The sequence below is a fragment of the Methylobacterium sp. Leaf112 genome, from assembly GCF_001423295.1.
Lineage (GTDB): Bacteria > Pseudomonadota > Alphaproteobacteria > Rhizobiales > Beijerinckiaceae > Methylobacterium.
On record NZ_LMNG01000011.1, the window covers coordinates 19,560 to 37,408 of the forward strand.

The 17,849-nt window shown below is 68.2% G+C and carries 19 protein-coding genes and 2 pseudogenes; 9 read left to right on the plus strand and 12 right to left on the minus strand.

Going from position 1 to position 17,849, the window contains the following annotated elements:
- Window positions 1-51: 51 nt before the first annotated feature.
- The 3 genes from ASF52_RS22460 to ASF52_RS23605 all read right to left on the minus strand — a co-directional run bounded on the left by ASF52_RS22460 (window position 52) and on the right by ASF52_RS23605 (window position 1,151).
- Window positions 52-228 carry a DUF6894 family protein gene (locus tag ASF52_RS22460; protein ID WP_156629986.1) on the minus strand — a complete coding sequence of 59 codons (177 nt, stop codon included), beginning with the start codon at window positions 226-228 and terminating at the stop codon, window positions 52-54.
- A gap of 189 nt (window positions 229-417) precedes the next feature.
- Entirely contained in the window at window positions 418-762 is a 345-nt protein-coding gene (locus ASF52_RS23600; protein WP_338011703.1) for a Crp/Fnr family transcriptional regulator, read from the minus strand.
- Between the two features lie 26 nt (window positions 763-788).
- Entirely contained in the window at window positions 789-1,151 is a 363-nt protein-coding gene (locus tag ASF52_RS23605; RefSeq protein WP_338011704.1) for a Crp/Fnr family transcriptional regulator, read from the minus strand.
- Window positions 1,152-1,549: 398 nt separating this feature from the next.
- Here ASF52_RS23605 and ASF52_RS06415 point away from each other — a divergent pair, with 398 nt between their 5' ends.
- The 4 genes from ASF52_RS06415 (at window position 1,550) to ASF52_RS06430 (ending at window position 5,890) form a co-directional block, all read left to right on the plus strand.
- On the plus strand, window positions 1,550-1,801 hold the full coding sequence (locus ASF52_RS06415; RefSeq protein WP_056169455.1) for a hypothetical protein: 252 nt from the start codon (window positions 1,550-1,552) through the stop codon (window positions 1,799-1,801).
- Window positions 1,802-2,518: 717 nt separating this feature from the next.
- A complete protein-coding gene (locus ASF52_RS06420; RefSeq protein ID WP_056169458.1) occupies window positions 2,519-4,210 on the plus strand; it encodes a methyl-accepting chemotaxis protein in 1,692 nt (563 codons plus the stop codon).
- 181 nt (window positions 4,211-4,391) lie between these two features.
- Complete coding sequence (locus tag ASF52_RS06425) at window positions 4,392-5,321, plus strand: transporter (RefSeq protein ID WP_082515218.1); 930 nt, start codon at window positions 4,392-4,394, stop codon at window positions 5,319-5,321.
- A gap of 227 nt (window positions 5,322-5,548) precedes the next feature.
- Complete coding sequence (locus ASF52_RS06430) at window positions 5,549-5,890, plus strand: hypothetical protein (protein WP_056169465.1); 342 nt, start codon at window positions 5,549-5,551, stop codon at window positions 5,888-5,890.
- A 269-nt stretch (window positions 5,891-6,159) separates the two neighbouring features.
- On the opposite strand, the gene ASF52_RS06435 is transcribed toward ASF52_RS06430, so the two are convergent.
- Both ASF52_RS06435 and ASF52_RS06440 read right to left on the minus strand, forming a co-directional pair.
- A complete protein-coding gene (locus ASF52_RS06435) occupies window positions 6,160-6,591 on the minus strand; it encodes a hypothetical protein (protein ID WP_056169469.1) in 432 nt (143 codons plus the stop codon).
- Entirely contained in the window at window positions 6,588-7,355 is a 768-nt protein-coding gene (locus ASF52_RS06440) for a hypothetical protein (protein WP_244473725.1), read from the minus strand. The genes ASF52_RS06435 and ASF52_RS06440 overlap by 4 nt, the downstream gene beginning before the upstream one ends.
- Window positions 7,356-7,720: 365 nt before the next feature.
- Between ASF52_RS06440 and ASF52_RS22465 the strand changes: the two genes are divergently transcribed.
- Window positions 7,721-7,882: a hypothetical protein gene (locus ASF52_RS22465; protein ID WP_156368987.1), complete on the plus strand. Its 162-nt coding sequence runs from the start codon at window positions 7,721-7,723 to the stop codon at window positions 7,880-7,882.
- Between the two features lie 21 nt (window positions 7,883-7,903).
- Here ASF52_RS22465 and frc read toward each other — a convergent pair whose 3' ends face one another.
- Both frc and oxc read right to left on the minus strand, forming a co-directional pair.
- Window positions 7,904-9,178 (minus strand): formyl-CoA transferase, encoded by a 1,275-nt coding sequence (frc, locus tag ASF52_RS06445; protein ID WP_056169472.1) that lies wholly within the window; start codon window positions 9,176-9,178, stop codon window positions 7,904-7,906.
- 263 nt (window positions 9,179-9,441) lie between these two features.
- Window positions 9,442-11,187, minus strand: coding sequence for an oxalyl-CoA decarboxylase (oxc, locus tag ASF52_RS06450; protein WP_056169474.1), 1,746 nt, complete (start codon window positions 11,185-11,187; stop codon window positions 9,442-9,444).
- A 494-nt stretch (window positions 11,188-11,681) separates the two neighbouring features.
- On the opposite strand from oxc, the gene ASF52_RS06455 reads away from it, so the two are divergent.
- Window positions 11,682-12,359, plus strand: a complete 678-nt coding sequence (locus ASF52_RS06455; RefSeq protein ID WP_443136659.1) for a GntR family transcriptional regulator — start codon at window positions 11,682-11,684, stop codon at window positions 12,357-12,359.
- 21 nt (window positions 12,360-12,380) lie between these two features.
- Here ASF52_RS06455 and ASF52_RS06460 read toward each other — a convergent pair whose 3' ends face one another.
- The 3 genes from ASF52_RS06460 to ASF52_RS06470 form a co-directional block, all read right to left on the minus strand.
- The gene (locus ASF52_RS06460) at window positions 12,381-12,974 is read right to left on the minus strand and encodes a PAS domain-containing protein (protein WP_056169480.1); all 594 of its coding nucleotides are present in this window, start codon (window positions 12,972-12,974) and stop codon (window positions 12,381-12,383) included.
- 342 nt (window positions 12,975-13,316) lie between these two features.
- A complete protein-coding gene (locus tag ASF52_RS06465; protein WP_056169483.1) occupies window positions 13,317-13,598 on the minus strand; it encodes a hypothetical protein in 282 nt (93 codons plus the stop codon).
- 323 nt (window positions 13,599-13,921) lie between these two features.
- A complete protein-coding gene (locus ASF52_RS06470; RefSeq protein ID WP_244473726.1) occupies window positions 13,922-14,338 on the minus strand; it encodes a CBS domain-containing protein in 417 nt (138 codons plus the stop codon).
- Window positions 14,339-14,781: 443 nt separating this feature from the next.
- On the opposite strand from ASF52_RS06470, the pseudogene ASF52_RS23140 reads away from it, so the two are divergent.
- The 3 genes and pseudogenes from ASF52_RS23140 to ASF52_RS06480 form a co-directional block, all read left to right on the plus strand.
- Window positions 14,782-14,940 (plus strand): annotated as a pseudogene (locus ASF52_RS23140) (oxalate/formate MFS antiporter); the annotation flags it as partial.
- A gap of 99 nt (window positions 14,941-15,039) precedes the next feature.
- Window positions 15,040-16,198, plus strand: a pseudogene (oxlT, locus tag ASF52_RS06475) (oxalate/formate MFS antiporter); the annotation flags it as partial.
- Window positions 16,199-16,268: 70 nt separating this feature from the next.
- Entirely contained in the window at window positions 16,269-16,568 is a 300-nt protein-coding gene (locus ASF52_RS06480; protein ID WP_156368944.1) for a hypothetical protein, read from the plus strand.
- A 90-nt stretch (window positions 16,569-16,658) separates the two neighbouring features.
- On the opposite strand, the gene aat is transcribed toward ASF52_RS06480, so the two are convergent.
- Both aat and ASF52_RS06490 read right to left on the minus strand, forming a co-directional pair.
- Complete coding sequence (gene aat, locus ASF52_RS06485) at window positions 16,659-17,327, minus strand: leucyl/phenylalanyl-tRNA--protein transferase (protein ID WP_056169488.1); 669 nt, start codon at window positions 17,325-17,327, stop codon at window positions 16,659-16,661.
- A gap of 131 nt (window positions 17,328-17,458) precedes the next feature.
- A complete protein-coding gene (locus tag ASF52_RS06490) occupies window positions 17,459-17,794 on the minus strand; it encodes a hypothetical protein (protein WP_056169490.1) in 336 nt (111 codons plus the stop codon).
- Between the last annotated feature and the right edge of the window lie 55 nt (window positions 17,795-17,849).

Sequence of the window (17,849 nt, forward strand, 5' to 3'; positions counted from 1 at the left end):
CGGGCGCCGGACCCGTGAGATCGCCCGCGCCCTTGAAACGGTGCCGCGCGGTCATCGCGACAACCACAACCCGGCGTACTTCAACGTCGCTCCGTGGATTGGCCACCCATCCTCGTCGGTCACCAGCACGGCGATCGTCCGGCGGTCGCCGTCGCGCGGAATTTCGTCGTGCGCGATCGACGGGAAGCGATTATGGGCGGCCAGACGGATTGCGGCGAATGTCCTCACAGACCGTACCGGTATCGTCGTCTTGGATATCCAAGTCTACGCGAAGTTCCAATGAGCGATGCAACATGACACGATTCGACCACGACATCCAAGCATGAGAACTGGGAAGCGCTGGTATTGAGAGTGTCGAGTTTCACCATTCGAAGCATCGTCGTCCGGATCGCATGATCTGGCGGCGGTCCCGGCGTCTCACGCGTCCTGGCGCGCACCGACCCGTTCAAGGTGCAGGTAGTTGGGATTGAACAACGCCAACCGCTCCAGTCCCGGCCGATTGAGGATGGGCAACCGGCGCCCTTTCAGCGTCAGGAGTCCGCGCTGTCGCAACGTCTGCAAGGTCCGGTTGACGTGCACGGGTGTCAGGCCGGTGACCTCGGCGAGGTCCGATTGAGTCAGGGGCATGTCGTAGCTGGCGTCCTGCGTCTGCCCGATGCCGCGCAGGCGATGGAACAATTCGCAGAATAGATGGGCCAGCCGCTCCAGGGCGTCGCGTCCGCCGAGGTTGAGGATCCATTCCCGCTGGGTCCCCGCATTCACCAGCGATTCCCTCCATAAGGCCCGCGTCACCTGCGGCGTGCGGACATCATGGCCTCGAACGCCGCCGGCGCGATCTCGATCAGCGTCACGGCGGTGAGCGTGCCGATCGAGTGGTCCATCTCGGACAGCACGAAGACGTTGTGGTCACACAGGTCGCCGGGCAGAAAGAAAGCCACGATCTGGCGGCAGCCATCCGGAAGCTGCTTATAGCGGCAGGCCCAACCCGAAAGGACCAGGCGCACGACCCGTGGGTCTTCACCCTCGCGGATGATGTCCGACCTGGGCTCGTAGTGAAGCATTCGCCCGTCGGTCAGAGCAAGAAGCGCACGGCGCTCTTCGTCGTCCAAGTGCTCGAACTGTTCCAGCTTGACGATAAGCGGATGGGTCATCGTCCGGTCCTTCGTTCCCGGGTGAGATCCGGGTGCCAAACCGAACACGATGTCGCATCTAACCTATGTGTGATCGGCTCACACCACTTTACGTTAGAAGTTCCGCCCTTTCGGATACGATCCATACGGTTTGGCCGCCGTGATCCCGCCCGCGCCTCGACCCCAGGTCCGCTTCCGCGCGCCCACCTGCACACACCGCGCGGCCTCGCGCCGGATGCGGATGGAGCCGACTTGTCCCATCGCGACCAGGCCTACCTGTGGGCTTCCGCTGCGATTCCCGGCAGAACCGCGCCATTCGCGCGCGAGGGGATCGGTTCATTGCTCTGCGGTTTCGTCCTCGCCGATGCGGTCGGCGCTTCGCTCGTGGAAGTCCCGTCCACCGCGCGATCGCGGAACCCATGCGTATCGCCCCTGGCTGGCCTGAACGCACGGACTTCGCCAAGCCGCCGGACTTCGCCAAGCCGCCGGACTTCGCCAAGCCGCCGGACTTCGCCAAGCCGCCGGACTTCGCCAAGCCGCCGGACCTCACCAAGCCGCACGGACAGGTCTGCGTTCGGGTGACAGCACCGAAGCGATTCGTACGGCGCGCGGACTGGCACAGCCGTCACGCGCTCTCATCGCACGGTCGCGATTGCCGTGATGCCCGCTGAGTTCGCGGTTTTCCCCGCGATCGAGCGCGCGGCGACCCAGCCTTCCGCGCGATCGATCCGATGGATGTCTATCGGATTACCGTGTTCGCCGAGGTGATCTCGTGTCGATCCCCCAGGACGTTACGACCCGAAGCGACCACGTGAATGACATCCTGTTCGATGCATTCACGCCGTGCGCGAAGCTCCAGATCCCTCAGATGTGAGATGAGGGCTTCTCGCACGGGACCGATCCTGGGCGATGGCCGCCCCGACCCTGCACGTCACGTCTTCCGCCAGTGGTCCAATACATCGTCGGTGCGGAAGACATGCCCGGCATCGCGATACCTGTATTCCAGACGGACGACCTCGTCGGCTGTGATCGGGGGAACATCAAGAACCGACGAGATCGACTGGATGATCTCCAGCCCCATAAGGCTATGGAAAGCCATGATGGTCCGAAATCACCTGGGTTAGACTCCGCGCACCAATCCACGGCTGTGGTATGCGCAACGAATATGTTCGTGATCCGAAATGCGGTCGAGAAGGTGAAAGTTTTCGATTGATTGCGAATACCAGAAAGATGATGAATTTCGCATTGTATAGCCCTGCGCACCGCGAAGTACGGGTGTCGATCACGTTCGGAAACGTTTGGTCGGGGCATCACCCGTTAACCCTGCTTTCGTCTCTCCCCGGTACAAGGGGTCGGCCGCTAAAATCCGCTTTCAACATCAAAGAGTTATGTCAGTGACCATTCTTACGTCGATACGGGGCAAATTGATTGCCTGCTTCTCCGTCATGCTTGCGCTGATCTGCGCCCTGGCGGGCTTGGCCTACTTCCAGATCGAGACCATCAACCGGGCGGCGACGGAGATGCGGGCGACGCGGCTTCCGGCAACACAGGCGCTCGGCGGAATCCAGGCCGCGACCCTGCGGATCCGCGTCAACGGCAATCGCGTGCTCTCGGCGCGCACGGCGCAGCAGAAGACCGAGGCCCTGAGCGCGATCCAGCAGCGCCTGGCCGAACTCGACGGCGTCCGGTCGCGCTATGCTGGCCTGATCCAGGCCCCGGCGACGCGCGACCTGTACGCGAGCTTCGAGCGCCAATGGGCGGCCTATCTCGCGCAGCAGACCGAAGGGTTCCGCCTCGCAGAGCGCGGCGACGTCGAAGCCGCGCAGGAGCAGTACAATTCCACCCTGTCCGACGCCATCCGGGCCATCGTCGCCACCCTGAACAAGCTCGTCGAGTCCGAGATGTCGGCGGCGGCCGCGAGCGGCGTCGAGGCCCAGACCGCCTACGAGACCGCGCGGACGCAGATGCTCGGCTTCCTCGTCGGCGCGGCGATCCTCGCCCTCGGCGCCGTGGTGATGCTGGTCCTGTCGATCAGCCGCCCCCTCGGCCGCATGACGGCCGCGATGGGTCGGCTCGCCGGTGGCGACGCCGCGACGGAGATCCCGGCCGTCGGGCGGCGCGACGAGATCGGCGCCATGGCGGGCGCCGTGCAGGTCTTCAAGGACAACATGCTCCGCGCCCGCGCCCTGGAAGCCGAGACCGCGCAGGCACGCCTCGATGCCGAGGCGCAGCGCAAGGCCGGCATGCGCCAGATGGCCGACGCCTTCGAGCACGCCGTCGGGGGCATCGTCGGGATGGTCTCGTCCTCGGCCACCGAGCTTCAGGCGACGGCCCAGACCATGACCGTCACGGCGTCGGAGACGGCGAACCAATCGACGACGGTCGCGGTCGCGGCCGGCGAGGCCGCCGCCAACGTCCAGACCGTGGCGGCCGCCGCCGAGGAGCTCGGCTCCTCGGTGCAGGAGATCGGGCGCCAGGTCTCCGGCTCCTCCGGCCTCGCCCAGATGGCGGTGGGCGAAGCGGACCAGACCATGCAGCTCGTCCAGGCCCTGAGCCAGGCCTCGGCCCGGATCGGCGACATGGTCGGGTTGATCGCCAACATCGCGAGCCAGACCAACCTGCTCGCCCTCAACGCCACCATCGAGGCGGCCCGCGCCGGCGAGGCCGGGCGGGGCTTCGCCGTCGTCGCCACGGAGGTGAAGGAGCTCGCCTCCCAGACCGCGCGGGCCACGGAGGAGATCGGCAGCCAGATCACCCAGATCCAGGGGGTGACGGGCCAGGCGGTGGCGGCCATCGGCTCCATCACCACGCGCATCCGCGAGATCAACGAGGTCGCCGCCTCCATCGCGGCCGCCGTCGAGGAACAGGGTGCCGCGACGCAGGAGATCGTGCGCAACGTCGCCCAGGCCTCCACGGGCACGAGCGAGGTCACGCACAACATCGCCGGCGTGGCGCGCGCCTCCGAGGAGACCGGGGCGGCGGCGAGCCAGGTTCTGTCGGCGGCCTCCGAACTCTCGCGCCAGTCCGAACACCTCGACGCCGAGGTGGCCCGCTTCCTCGGCACCGTACGGACCGCCTGACCCGGGCGCGACCGCGGGACGGTCGATCGGCGCCCGGAGCGATCTGTGACATCCGGGCGACAGGGGGCGCTCGACGCGTGGGCGGACCGGACGAAACACGGCGGTCGGCCCGTCAACTCTACCGAGGGCTCGTTCGGCCGCGGCGCATTCCGTGCCGCGGACGGCCCCGAAGAGGCGACGAATGATCGGCAGAATCCGCAAGGCCGCCCGCCGGCTCGGAACGGCCCATCTGCGACGGACGGCACGGTCCGGCAGCGCGGCGCTCGTCGCGGGCGTCCTCGGTCTCGGTTCCGGCGCCGCCGAGGCCGCATCCGCGGCGCAGCCCGGCCAGACCGTCGGCCTTCCCGTCGGGGCGCAGTTGCCCGTCGGCCTCTACTTCGTGAACACCTCGAGCTTCGGCGTGCGGGATACGCGCCCCGTCGGTTCCGAATCCAACATCAACCTGCCGACTTTCCTATGGGCGACGCCCTGGAGCCTGTTCGGCGCCCGGCTGAACCTCGCGGTGATCCAGCCCGTGGTGGCGGCGAGCGCGCGCGGCGCGCCCTACCAAAGCGGCATCGGCGTGCCGCTGATGGCCGCCCAGCTCGCCTGGAAGCTCTCCGACAATTTCGGCGTCAGCTACCTGTTCGGCGGCTACCACCCCGTCGAGACCCGGTTCGTGATCCAGAACGCCTCGCTGAGCCACCGCTTCGCCGCGACCTATTCGGGCGACGGCTGGAATCTCACGGCGAACCTGCTCTATGGCATCTATCTCGACCCGATCTCGCCCCAGGGCGGGGTCTATCCGGACTATCTCAACCTCGATCTCACGGCGACGAAGAAGTTCGGCAAGTGGGAGATCGGCCCCGTGGCCTTCGGCTCGTCCGACCTGCCGACGCGCTTTCCCGGCTATCGGCGTCAGGGCCAGATCGCGGTGGGCGGGCTCGTCGGGTACAATTTTGGGCCCGTGAACCTGCAGGCCTACGTCACGCAGGACGTGGTCGAGCGCTATTACGGCGGGCGGGAGACCCGCGGCTGGCTGCGCGTCATCGTGCCGATCTACAAGGAAGCCACGAACTCGGCCGCCCCCTCCCCCTCGGTCACCGGCCCGGCCAGCCTCGCCCGGCGCTGATCCTCGGCTTTCCGTCCAGCGGGAGGGATCGGGCCCCGCAACGGGGCATCGGGCACCGCCACGGGGCATCGTGCCCCGCAACGGGGCATCGGCCCGATCGAGGCCCTCGACTTTTCGGGATCGATCGGGCGAAACCGTCTCTGCACGCCTCAAGAGGGGGGCGCGGGGATCGAAGGGCGAGCGGCCGGGGGCCGCGCCGCGCGCAGTCCCGCGTGGAGAAGACACCGATGATCATCTGGTCCGGCTGGGGCGTCCTCAGCGCCCTCATCGCCGCTATCGCCTTCGCGGGCGGCGTGCTTCTCGATCTCCAGTTGCCCAGGGTCGGCATCCCCGCGCCCACCGGCCTCGTGCTGGCGTGGCTGGTCGGAGCGAGCGCGAACTGGGTCCTGGGCAAGCGCCTCAACGGCCGGCCCGGCCGGGAGATGATCGACGCACGCACGGGGCAGCGCGTCCTGCTGGTCCGAAAGCACACCCTGTTCTGGATACCGATGCAGTACTACTCGATCCCGATGCTGGTACTCGGCGCCCTGGTGGTGGTCGGCCTCGTCCTCCGGACGCCACCGGCCTGATGCGCCCGGCGGTCACGGCCGCCCGGCGCAATCCGCGCGGCCGCCGTTCGAGCAGGAAGACGCGGTCCGCATCGTCCGGCGGAGCGAAACGCCCCGGCCGCGCGGCATCGGCGACGGAGGGACAGGCGGCATCGGGGCGGAAGCCGCCCGGCGCCCTCTTCACATTTCGGCACCCGACGACGTACCGCGCATGGCCGCCATCGGCGAAGTTCTCCGCCCGGGCGCCAGCAGGAGCGGAACGAGAATCGCAAGACGCAGGCGATCGGGTCTCACAGGGTGAACACCGCGACCCAGACCCGGCGCCGCCCCGGGCCCGCGGGGCCGACGACGACTTTCCGGCTGCGCCGGCCCGGGATCAGGGTCTCGCCGCCGGCACTGCCCTCCGGCCAGGCGGCGGGCCATCCCGGGAGGCCCGTCCCCAGGATGAGCAGGCCTCGATCGAGACCGGGCGCGAGACCGTCGGGCACGAGCCGGGCCGCGACGGCGTCCGCCTCCGCCGCCGGCGCGTCGAAGCCGAGGCGCATCAGCCGGTCGATCCCCGCCTCGTTCACCGCGTGGAGGTCGCGGTGGCCGGGCGGCAGGGCGACGCCGAGGAACGCCTCGATCTCCGGAACCGTGGGCGGGCGCTCGGGTGCGCAAGCCCCCGGACCGATCGCCAGGAGAATGCCGAACAGCGCGGCTGGGAGACCCCGAAGAATCACGGCCGCCGCCGGTAGACGCCCCGGAAGGTGACGTTGGCGCCGCCGCAGGCGAGGTTGTCGTCGACGACGAGCCAGGGGCCGAGGCGCCGCAGCCACACCTTGCAGGTGTACGCGTCGGCCGTCTCCACCGGCACGCTGCCGCCCTCGCCCATGGCGAAGCGCGCGGCGTCGCCCGCCGGGGTGACCTCGCCCTCGATCTCGCCGGTATGGACGCCGCCGCGCCGCATCCGCTCGGGGTCGCCCATGCCCCAGGTGGCGTCGCCCTTCACCGCGACGGTCCCGGGTTTGACGCCGGCCGCGAGGCGGATCTCGGCCTCCGCCCGCGTCCAGGTGCCGAACCAGCCCTCCGGGGTGAGGGCACCTGCGGGTTCGTCGGCGACGGCCGCGGCGGGCAGCCACCCGGTCCGGTCGACCCCGTCCCGGGCACCCGGGTAGGTGGCGCAGACATGGGACCCGCGCCGATCCGTCAGGATCACGCCGTCGCCGGCCACCAGATAGGCCCGCTCGCGGCAGGCCGCCCCCGCCTCGGGACAGCCGTCCTGAGCCAGCCCGTCCTTGAGGAAAGCGGTCCGGCCCGCGGCGGTGATGCGCCCGAGGGCCGGGGCCGGACCTTCGGAGAGCGCCGGAACCCGCCGGCATTCGTTGGAATCCGCCCGCGCTTCGTCCGCCGGGACCGCGAGGCCGGCCAGCAGCAGGACGAGGCAGACAGGAACCCGGGCTCCAAACCCAGCCATCCGCGTGCGCCGCACCATTCTGGAGGTCATCCCGTCACTCCGCTCGGACGATAGCTCGGGCGCTCGCAAGACGCTGCGCCCGCGTCCGGCCCCTATCACGCCGCGTGCCGAGGCGTCATGCGGCCGGTCCCGACCGGGCGAACCATCGAACCGCTGCGCCGTCAGGGTCGGGTCGCGTCATGGCCCGGGCCCAGCGAGAAACCGTCATCGGACCGGACTGTTCGCCAGCGGGATCGGGGCCTCGCCCACCGGAAGGCCTGCGCCCCGCCCGGACCGGAACGACCTCCGGGCTCAAGCCATGCTCACCGGACAATGCTGGTGTTAGAAATGTGATATACCAATTTGCGCTGCACCATGGCATAGAAGCGCTGCAACATCACCCGAGGGGACCCGCCATGCTCACCACCGTCATCATCTCGACCGTCAGCCTCATCGCCCTTCAGGTTCTCCTCGTCGTCAAGGCCGCCGATCGCCTGTCGCCCGAGACCGGCACCCGCAGCACCGCCGATCACGCCGCCGCAGCCACCACCGCCGGCCGTTTCGCCGGGATCGCCTGAAAACTCAGACGACACGAAGCCCTACTCGGCGGCGATCCCCACGGGGGCGCCGATGGCGCCGGATCGCGACAGGGCGAGGCATTCGGCGGTCGAGTAGCCCAGCACATCGCGAAGAATCTCGTCCGTGTGCTCGCCCAGAAGCGGCGAGCGCGTCACCTCCGTCGGACTCGCCGAGAGCTTGATGGGATTGCCGACGGTGAGGTACGGCCCCCGCGTCGGGTGATCGACCTCCACCACGGTGCCGGCGGCGCGCAGGCCCGGATCCTCCGCGATCTCCTTCATGGAGAGGATCGGCCCGCACGGGATGTGCAGGGCGTTGAGGATCTCCATGGCCTCGAACTTGGTCTTGGCCATGGTCCAGGCCTCGATGCGGGTGAAGATCTCGTTCAGGTGCGGCAAGCGGGCCTTGGCCGTCGCGTAGTCCGGGTGGGTCTTCCAGTCCGGTTCGCCGATGACGTCGCAGATCTTTTCCCAGACCGGCCCCTGCGTGATGAAGTAGAGGTACGCGTTGGGATCGGTCTCCCAACCCTTGCACTTCAGGATGCGCCCCGGCTGGCCGCCCCCGGAATCGTTGCCGGCCCGCGGCACGGCATCGCCGAACGGGATGCCCTCCCCGAACTGACTGTATTCCCGCAGGGGCCCGCGCTCGAGGCGCTGCTGATCGCGCAGCTTGACCCGGCACAGGTTGAGCACCGAATCCTGCATGGCGCAGTCCACCCGCTGGCCGAGGCCCGAATGGGTGCGCTGGTACAGGGCGGTGACGATGCCCAGCGCCAGATGCAGGCCCGTGCCGGAATCGCCGATCTGCGCCCCCGTCACCATGGGCGTCCCCGTGCGGAACCCCGTGGTCGAAGCCGCGCCGCCGACGCACTGGGCGACGTTCTCGTAGACCTTGCACTCCGAGTAAGACCCCGGCCCGAACCCCTTCACGGAGGCGAGAATCATGCGCGGGTTGGCGGCGTGGATCGTCTCCCAGGTCAGGCCCATGCGAGCGAGCGCGCCCGGCGCGAAGTTCTCCACCAACACGTCGCACTCGGCCACCAGCCGCCACAGCACCTCGACGCCCTCGGGCGTCTTGGTGTCGAGAGTGATGGAGCGCTTGTTGTGGTTCAGCATGGTGAAGTACAGGCTGTCCACGTCGGGCAGATCCTGAAGCTGATCGCGCGTCGCATCCCCGGCTCCGGGCCGCTCCACCTTGATCACGTCCGCGCCGAACCAGGCCAGCAACTGCGTGCAGGTCGGCCCCGACTGGACATGGGTGAAGTCGAGGATTTTTACGTTTTCGAGCGCTTTCATGGTCTCACCGGGTGATTGAGGCGACATGACGCCGGACGCTGATCCATCGACTCGGGTCGCTTGATCGCGGAGGGCCGATCAATCCGAGGGGACGGCCCTCACACAGCCTACGGGTGACTCGCGTCCGCTCTGCTGAAAGGAGAGGGACAGGGTGAGGTGTGCGAACTCTCCGAAAAGGTCCCACACCTACCCCAACCCTCTCCTTCCAAGAGAGGGAGCGCGTCGCGCTTCACGTCGAAACGCGAAGGCTCACGCCGAGCGGATCAGGCCGGCTTCTTGCGGACCGTGCTCTGCGGGTTGAGGCTGCCGATGTTGCCGCTCTCGGTGCCGGCGGCCGGGTCGATGACCGCGTTGATGAGGGTCGGACGGCCGGAATCCATGGCGGCGTTGACGGCCTGGGACAGCTCGTCCGGCGTCGTCGCGTGGACACCGACGCCCCCGAAGGCCTCCATCATCCGGTCGTAGCGCGAATCCGCCACGAAGACCGTGGTGGCCGGATCGCGACCCGTCGGGTCGATGTCGGTGCCGCGATAGATGCCGTTGTTGTTGAACACCACGATGCAGATCGGCAGGTTGTACCGGCAGATGGTCTCGACCTCCATGCCGGAGAAGCCGAAGGCCGAGTCGCCCTCCACCGCCAGCACCGGGTGGCCGGTCTCGACGGCCGCCGCGATGGCGTAGCCCATGCCGATGCCCATGATGCCCCAGGTGCCGACATCGAGGCGCTTGCGCGGCTTGTGCATGTCGATGATCCCGCGGGCGAGATCGAGGGTGTTGGCGCCCTCGTTGACCAGGATCGCATCGGGCCGCTGCTGGATGATGGTCTTGAGCGCACCCAAGGCTCCGTGAAAATCCATCGGCGCCGCGTTCTTGCGCAGCTTGCCCGCCATCTTGGCGAGGTTTTCGTCGCGCTTGGCCGCGATGGCGTCGGTCCAGGCGGCGGGCGGGGCCGCCCAGCCCTGGCCCATGCCGTCCAGGAGGGCGGCGACGCAGGAGGCGATGTCGCCGACCACGGGCGCGACGATCTCGACGTTGGAATCCATTTCCCGGGGCTCGATGTCGATCTGGATGAACTTCTTCGAGCCGGGAGCCCCCCAGGTCTTGCCCTTGCCGTGGGACAGCAGCCAGTTGAGCCGCGCGCCGACGAGAAGGACGACGTCGGCCTCCTTCAGGACGAGGGAGCGCGCCGCGCCCGCCGACTGGGCGTGGGTGTCGGGGAGCAGGCCCTTGGCCATGCTCATGGGCACGTAGGGAATGCCGCTGCGCTCGACGAGGTCGCGGATCGCGTCGTCGGCCTGCGCGTAGGCGGCGCCCTTGCCGAGCACGATGAGGGGGCGCTTGGCTTGTCTGAGCACGTCGAGGGCGCGCTTGATGGCGTCGGGGGCGGGCAGCTGCGCCGGGGCCGGGTCGATGACCTTGACGAGGGACTTGGCGCCGGCCTCCGCGTCCATGGTCTGGCTGAAGAGCTTGGCCGGAAGGTCGAGGTAGACGCCGCCGGGCCGGCCGGACACGGCGGCCCGGATGGCGCGCGCGACCGCGATGCCGATATCGGCGGCGTGCAGCACGCGGAAGGCGGCCTTGCACAGGGGCTTGGCGATGGCGAGCTGGTCCATCTCCTCGTAATCGCCCTGTTGCAGGTCGACGATCTCGCGCTCGGACGAGCCCGAGATCAGGATCATCGGGAAGCAATTGGTGGTGGCGTTGGCCAGCGCCGTCAGGCCGTTGAGGAAGCCGGGGGCCGAGACCGTGAGGCAGATGCCGGGCTTCTGCGTGAGGAAGCCCGCGATGGCGGCGGCGTTGCCCGCGTGCTGCTCGTGGCGGAACGAGATGACCCGCATGCCGGCGGCCTGAGCGAGGCGGCCGAGATCGGTGATCGGGATGCCCGGCACACCGTAGATGGTGTTGATGTCGTTGAGCTTCAGGGCGTCGATGACGAGGTGGAACCCGTCCGTGATCTCGGGCTCGACGGCGGCGTGATCCTCGACGATGCGCTGGGCTAAGGCGGACATGGTTTCCTCCTGGAGTTGTTCTTGGGTTCGTCTTCCGGCGACCGGACGGACGGGTCCGGCCGCGGTCACGCGAGCCCGCACACCGCGCCGGCGACGCGGCGAGGGACGGGATCGGGACACCGATGGCGTCGGCGTCGGGTGTGGAAAGCGTCTGGCGCGACGGATTGCGGCGTTGCTGTTTGCCAGTTCACAAACGTTGGCATACCAAATACCAGTCGTCAAGCAACGCGGGTCGCGAACCTTGCCTGGCGGTCGGGTCGCCGGTAGTCCGAAGGGCTCGGCGGCCGTCCGGGCGTGATCGCCGCGCCGCGGGGCTGGTCGGGCGACCGATTCGGTTCCGGGCGACGGCGATCGTGATTCGGCTTGGGATCGCGCGCCCCGCCTCCGCTCAAATCCTTGTCTGACAAGGCCAAATTTGGCATGGTCGAGGCAGAGCCGGCCCGGTCGAGGGCATCACTTCCACACCTTCCGGGGCGAAGATGGTCAGTTCCGACATGTTCGAAGTCAAACCCATCGCCGCAACGTCGAGCTTGCGCGCGCTGGCCTACGATGCGCTGAAAGAAGCCATCACCAACATGAACATCTACGACCAGAAGGAGGAGGTGCGCCTCGACGAGCGCAAGCTGTCCCTCAACCTCGGGGTCAGTCGCACCCCCGTGCGCGAGGCGCTGACGGTACTCGAGCAGGAGGGCTTCGTGCGCTTCGAATCGCGGCGCGGCGTGTTCGTGATCAAGAAGACGAAGCGTGAGATCGTGGCGATGATTCAGGCCTGGTCGGCCCTGGAGAGCATGGCCGCCCGCCTCGCCTGCACCCGGGCGACGGACGAGCAGCTCGCCTGCCTGCGCGAGCACTTCCCCGAATTCTACGAGGGTCGCCCGTCGGATCATCTCGACGAATATTCGGACGCGAACATCCGCTTCCACCAGAAGATCATCTCGCTCGGTCAGTGCGACGTGATCCGGGACATCACCAGCAACCTGCTGATGCACGTGCGCGGCATCCGCAACGCGGCCCTGCGCCAGGGCGACCGCGCCGCCAACTCCATCAAGGAGCACGTTGCGATCATCCAGGCCCTGGAGGCCCGCGACGCCGACCTGTCCGAGCGCCTCGTGCGCGAGCATGGCCTCGGCCTCGCCCGTCACGTCGAGATCTACGGCGACTACCTCGACTGAGGGTCGGGATTCCGCGCAGACCTACTGCCAGTACCGGTCGTTCGTCCGCGCGATGGCGCGGCCGAGGCTGAGCAGGAGCAGGTTGGCGGCCTCGACCACCTCCGGCGGGGCATCGAACTTCAGCGCGTGCTTGAGCGAGATGGCGAGATCCGCCGCCTGCGCCAGGGAATCCGCCTGGGTCGGGGCCGTGCCGAGGACGTAGCGCTCGCCGCCGTCGCGCATCTCTGTGATGTCGATGAGGATGCCGTGCGACCGCTCCGGCCGGCCTGCGGAATCGTGGTAGGTCCGGCCTCGGCTGAGCAGCCAGCGGACCGAGCCGTCGGCCTGGAACACCCGGTACTCGGCCAGGACCACGCCGCCGGCGCGCACGGCCCGGAGCATGTGCTCCATGAGCCAGGTCATGTCGCCCGGATGGACGAGGGCGAGGGCGCCGGGGCCGCTGAGCTCGCACCCGGCGAGCTCGGGCTTGCCCGTCAGCAACCGCGCCGCGCCCTCGTCGTAGGTGACGACGCCGCGGGCATGGTCCCAACCCCAGGTCCCGACGACGCACGCCGCATCGAGGACGGCACGCAATCCGTCGAGATCGGTCGGTTCGTTGGTTGTCGTCACGTCCATGGAATGGCTTTCGATCGCGGCGACCCGTCCCGCCGCCGCGACAACATGGAAAACCACGCGTTGCGCGACCGCAATCATGGACGCGACACTGAAATCGCACCAAACGCACGTCGCCGTATCGACAGGAATAGGCTGTCGGACCGTTACCACGTGCAACCATGGCCGGTCGTTAACCCCGGGTGGGGTTCCGATATGTGCCAGGGGCATGGCGCTTACACGGCATGCCGATCGTAGGGACAGTAAGGAAAGAACGCAGGGCGCCGGGCGGCGCTGCCATCCCGGCGCCCGGCATCGATGGGCGATCGGGCGTCCCACTCCCTGAAACCGTCGACCCCGGAGCGTTCAGGCGACGCGGGCCTCTTCGATTTCGTCGAGGCGCAGCTGGTAGAGGTCGCCCCACAGGATCCCGGCCTTCTCGTACCAGGCCGGATCGAAGAACAGCTTGGCGCAGAACTCGCTGTCCCAGATGCTGACGACGATAACCCGTGCATCGACAACCTTCACGTGCCGGCTGACGAGCCCGCGCGTGATGCCCACGGACGGGCACATGTCCATGCTCGTCATCCCGTACTGGTTCTCGCCGCTGAAGATCACGGGACATTCGAGGATCGCGAGATACCGCATGGTGTTCCCCTTGGAGCGGGCCGACGTGCCCGCATGGTGCCCTGGCCCCCTTCGGGGCGGTGCCGTCTCGATCGCGGTCCGGCCTCACCGATCCGTGATCCGCCCGATCGTTTTGTATTCAATCCGATGTCGGGTCAACACGGATTGCACGAAACCGGTTGTCTTACGCTGGCGACTGTCATTGGTGCAGCGCAAGACTTCTTCGGCCCTGCGGCAAGGCCATGAAATCTTTCGGAAGAGCTTGGCGGTCCGCACGAAAACCGGCCGACTGGAGAAGACGGCCTGCCCGGCCGACACGATCTGCCCCGGGAGAAGCGGTTCGCCTATGGGGCGGCGCATCCTTTCGTCCGGTCGGGCGGGACCGCGAGGCAATCCCAGATGGTCTCGATACCGCGCAGGGCGAAACCGTCCATCACCGCGACCTGATCGGTGCGGTGCGCGCAGAACGCCGCGAGACGCTCCTGCGGGCCGGCGCCCACCGCCACCGTGGCGAAATCGGTCTTCGCCAGGGTCCACACCAGGGCGTCGAACACATCGATACCGTGGGTCGTCACCGCCCGGAACAGGTCCCGTTCCGTCAGGAGGCCGATGATGGCGCCCTCGGCCGCGCGCCGCCCGTCGATCACCACAAGGGCCTCGGTGCCGGGGCGCGCCAGGAGGCGCATGGCATCGCGCACGGTCCGGTCCATGCAAATGTACTGGAGGGCCGCGCCGCGACCGTTCGAATCGCTGATATCCACGGCCGCGAATCCTCCGCCGGGCTGCTTCGACCCCACTGGTATGCACAATACCTGTGCCGATAGCCACATATTTTCGCAGCAGGGGATGAAACCAGCACCATCGTTCCGGTTTCGACAGCCAAAGGCGCGGGCCGGAATGCGCGCGTCCGCCGGATCCGAAACGGCATGCGCTCGGCGCATCTCGAATACCGTTTTTTACTGGGGCCTGCGAGCCGCACATAGATGTAGCGATGTAATTCGCAGTGGTCGCAAGACATGGTGCGGCGCAAAATCGAATTTTGTCGCGCCTACTCTTGACGGCGCCGACCGGTCGCGCAACCCTGGTATTCCAAATACCAGACGGCGTCGGGACAGGCGTCCGGACTGCGCGGCCAAGATCCAGGGTCGTCCCAGGGTCCTCGGCGCAGCCCCAAATCACCAGAACATCAATCGGGAGGATCGTCATGACCAGGGTAGAACCAAGTAAGGTCGAACGCGTCGGCGATGGATATCGCTGGGGCCAGCTCGTGATCGGCGTCATCTGCATGGTGATGATCGCCAACCTCCAGTACGGCTGGACGTTCTTCGTCCCCGACATCCAGAAGAAGTTCGGCTTCGACCGCGCCGCGATCCAGTGGGCCTTCACCCTGTTCGTGCTGTTCGAGACCTGGCTCGTCCCCGTCGAGGGCTGGTTCGTCGACAAGTACGGCCCGCGCGTCGTNCGCCGCGATCCAGTGGGCCTTCACCCTGTTCGTGCTGTTCGAGACCTGGCTCGTCCCCGTCGAGGGCTGGTTCGTCGACAAGTACGGCCCGCGCGTCGTGGTCCTGTTCGGCGGCCTGCTCTGCGGTATCGGCTGGGTGATCAACTCCTACGCCGAGACCCTGAACATGTTCTACCTCGGCCAAGTGGTGGCCGGCATCGGTGCAGGCGCCGTCTACGGCACCTGCGTCGGCTCGGCCCTGAAGTGGTTCCCGGACAAGCGGGGTCTGGCCGCCGGCATCATCGCCGCCGGCTTCGGCGCCGGCTCTGCCCTCACCGTCGCGCCGATCCAGTGGATGATCGCCGACCATGGCTTCCAGGCCGCGTTCTTCAACTTCGGCATCGGCCAGGGCCTCGTCGTCATGGTGCTGGCGTTCTTCTTCACCTCGCCGAAGAAAGGCCAGGTTCCCGAAGCCGTCGCCAACACGAACATCATCCAGACCCGGCGCAACTACACCCCGGGCGAGGTCGCACGCCAGCCGATCTTCTGGCTGATGTACTTCATGTTCGTCATCGTGGGTGCCGGCGGCCTGATGATCACCGCCAACCTCAAGCCCATCGCGGCCGACATCGGCGTCGACAAGGTGCCCGTCACGATCATGGGCATCACCATGGTGGCCATCACCTTCGCGGCCACCATCGACCGGGTGCTCAACGGCCTGACCCGCCCGTTCTTCGGCTGGGTGTCGGACAAGATCGGCCGCGAGAACACCATGTTCATCGCCTTCGCCATGGAAGGCTTCGGCATCTACATGCTCTACCTCTGGGGTCACGACCCCCTGTGGTTCGTGCTGCTCTCGGGGTTCGTGTTCTTCGCCTGGGGTGAGATCTACTCGCTGTTCCCCTCGACCTGCACCGACACCTTCGGCACCAAGTTCGCCGCCACCAATGCCGGCCTGCTCTACACCGCCAAGGGCACGGCGGCCCTGCTGGTGCCGGTGGCCAACTACCTGCAGCAGAGCACGGGAAGCTGGGACGGGGTGTTCCTCGTCGCCGCCGGCGCCAACGTCCTCGCCTCGCTGCTGGCCATCGCCGTGCTGAAGCCCTGGCGCAAGCGGGTCGTGGCCCAGGCGCAGATCGCCCCCGAGACCGTCCAGGCCCCGCGCATCGTCACAGCCTGACGCCCCTCGAACCCTCCACATGCGGGGCCGGACATCCGTCCGGCCCCGCATCCGTTCCGGGAGAGCCACCATGCAGCACACCCCAGAATGGCGCCGGATGAACACGGCCCCGCAGGACGTCGACCGGGTCTGGCTCAGGCACCGCACCCTCGGCATCGTCCTCGCCGAGGGCCGGGCCGGACGCTGGTACGCGCCGAACGCCGCCCGCCAGATCTGGCGCTGGCACCGCTGCGAGGCGGCGCCGGATCCGTTCGAGGGCTGGCTTCCGTTCGACGCCCTGACGCCGACGCCGGCAGCGATCGCACCGTCCGTGCCTGCGGCCGCGATTCCCCTGCCCGCGCAGAAGGGTCCGTCGGCCATGGCGCGATGAGCGCCGATGCGTTGCACCGGGCGGGCTCACCGTATCGGTCACCGGCCCCGCGCCCGTCAGGACCCCGCGTCCGCTAGGACCGCGCGTCCACTAGGGCGCCGCGATCGCCGCAAGCGCCGTGTGCCCGTCGACCACCACGCCGCGCGGCCACACATCCCAATCGGCGTCGCCGGTGATCGCCTCGGCGAGACGTCGCTTATAGACGTGGCGCGGCACCTCCTCGGCGCCGAACTGCAGCAGGTGGTCGGTAACGAACTGGGTGTCGGCAAGGCGGTAGCCCCCGGTCCGTAAGCGGGCGACGAGGTGGACCAGGGCGACTTTCGAGGCGTCCCGCACGGTGTGGAACATGCTTTCGCCGAAGAACGCCGCCCCGAGGGAGACCCCGTAGAGTCCGCCGACGAGGCGGCCCTCGGCATAGACCTCCACCGTGTGGGCGTGGCCGGCGTCGAAGAGCGCGCCGTAGAGGTCGCGGATGCGGGCGTTGATCCAGGTGCGCGCGGCATCCCGGCGCGGGGCGGCGCATCCGGCGATCACCGCGTCGAAATCGTGGTCGACCCGGACTTCGAAGGCATCCGACCGCACGGTGCGGGCGAGGCGCTTGGCGACGTGAAAGCCGTCGAGGGGCAGGATGCCCCGCGCCTTCGGCTCGACCCAGTAGATCGCCGGATCGTCGGCATCCTCCGCCATGGGAAAGATGCCCGCCGCGTAGGCCTTGAGCAGGATCTCGGGCGTGATGTCCACGCGGTCCGCGTCATGCATGGAAAAGACTTTGCATGGAGGAGACTTTGGCGTGGTGCGCGCCGGAATGCCAGGGTGAAGGCGGGCTCCGAACGCGGAACGGCGGAGCCGGGAGGCTCCGCCGCTGGACGAATCGGGTCCGGGTCCGCCGATCAGAACTCCGGGCCGCCCGAGGTCGTGCCGAGGTTCGGCACCGTGCGGTTGATCTGCTCGGCGTTGCCGCCCTTGGCCGAGTCGACGATGATCGCCTCGCTGTTCGAGGGGAGCGGACGGGCACCGACGCTGCCCGTCGCGTCGAGGTCGACGAGGCCGGTCTCGGGATTGCGATAGGCGCCGTAGACGGACGGGTTGTCGATGGGGCCGCGCGTGGTGTTTCCGGCCTGCGGCACGGCGCGCTCCGGCTGGCCGACATTGCCGGAGGGGGACTGGGCCAGGGCGCCGGTCACGGACAGGGCAAAAGCAGCGACGGCGAGGGTCACGGAACGCATGGGTGTCTTTCGGGATGCTATGGTGTGTCCGGTTGGCGCGGGGCCGATGGCCCTG

Excerpts from the sequence above, each read along its gene's own strand:
- ASF52_RS23605 (WP_338011704.1), bottom strand. The coding sequence starts at position 1,151 with ATGACCCATCCGCTTATCGTCAAGCTGGAACAGTTCGAGCACTTGGAC.
- ASF52_RS06415 (WP_056169455.1), top strand. The coding sequence starts at position 1,550 with ATGCGTATCGCCCCTGGCTGGCCTGAACGCACGGACTTCGCCAAGCCG.
- ASF52_RS06420 (WP_056169458.1), top strand. The coding sequence starts at position 2,519 with ATGTCAGTGACCATTCTTACGTCGATACGGGGCAAATTGATTGCCTGC.
- ASF52_RS06425 (WP_082515218.1), top strand. The coding sequence starts at position 4,392 with ATGATCGGCAGAATCCGCAAGGCCGCCCGCCGGCTCGGAACGGCCCAT.
- ASF52_RS06430 (WP_056169465.1), top strand. The coding sequence starts at position 5,549 with ATGATCATCTGGTCCGGCTGGGGCGTCCTCAGCGCCCTCATCGCCGCT.
- ASF52_RS06440 (WP_244473725.1), bottom strand. The coding sequence starts at position 7,355 with ATGACCTCCAGAATGGTGCGGCGCACGCGGATGGCTGGGTTTGGAGCC.
- ASF52_RS22465 (WP_156368987.1), top strand. The coding sequence starts at position 7,721 with ATGCTCACCACCGTCATCATCTCGACCGTCAGCCTCATCGCCCTTCAG.
- frc (WP_056169472.1), bottom strand. The coding sequence starts at position 9,178 with ATGAAAGCGCTCGAAAACGTAAAAATCCTCGACTTCACCCATGTCCAG.
- oxc (WP_056169474.1), bottom strand. The coding sequence starts at position 11,187 with ATGTCCGCCTTAGCCCAGCGCATCGTCGAGGATCACGCCGCCGTCGAG.
- ASF52_RS06455 (WP_443136659.1), top strand. The coding sequence starts at position 11,682 with ATGTTCGAAGTCAAACCCATCGCCGCAACGTCGAGCTTGCGCGCGCTG.
- ASF52_RS06460 (WP_056169480.1), bottom strand. The coding sequence starts at position 12,974 with ATGGACGTGACGACAACCAACGAACCGACCGATCTCGACGGATTGCGT.
- ASF52_RS06465 (WP_056169483.1), bottom strand. The coding sequence starts at position 13,598 with ATGCGGTATCTCGCGATCCTCGAATGTCCCGTGATCTTCAGCGGCGAG.
- ASF52_RS06480 (WP_156368944.1), top strand. The coding sequence starts at position 16,269 with ATGCAGCACACCCCAGAATGGCGCCGGATGAACACGGCCCCGCAGGAC.
- aat (WP_056169488.1), bottom strand. The coding sequence starts at position 17,327 with ATGCATGACGCGGACCGCGTGGACATCACGCCCGAGATCCTGCTCAAG.
- ASF52_RS06490 (WP_056169490.1), bottom strand. The coding sequence starts at position 17,794 with ATGCGTTCCGTGACCCTCGCCGTCGCTGCTTTTGCCCTGTCCGTGACC.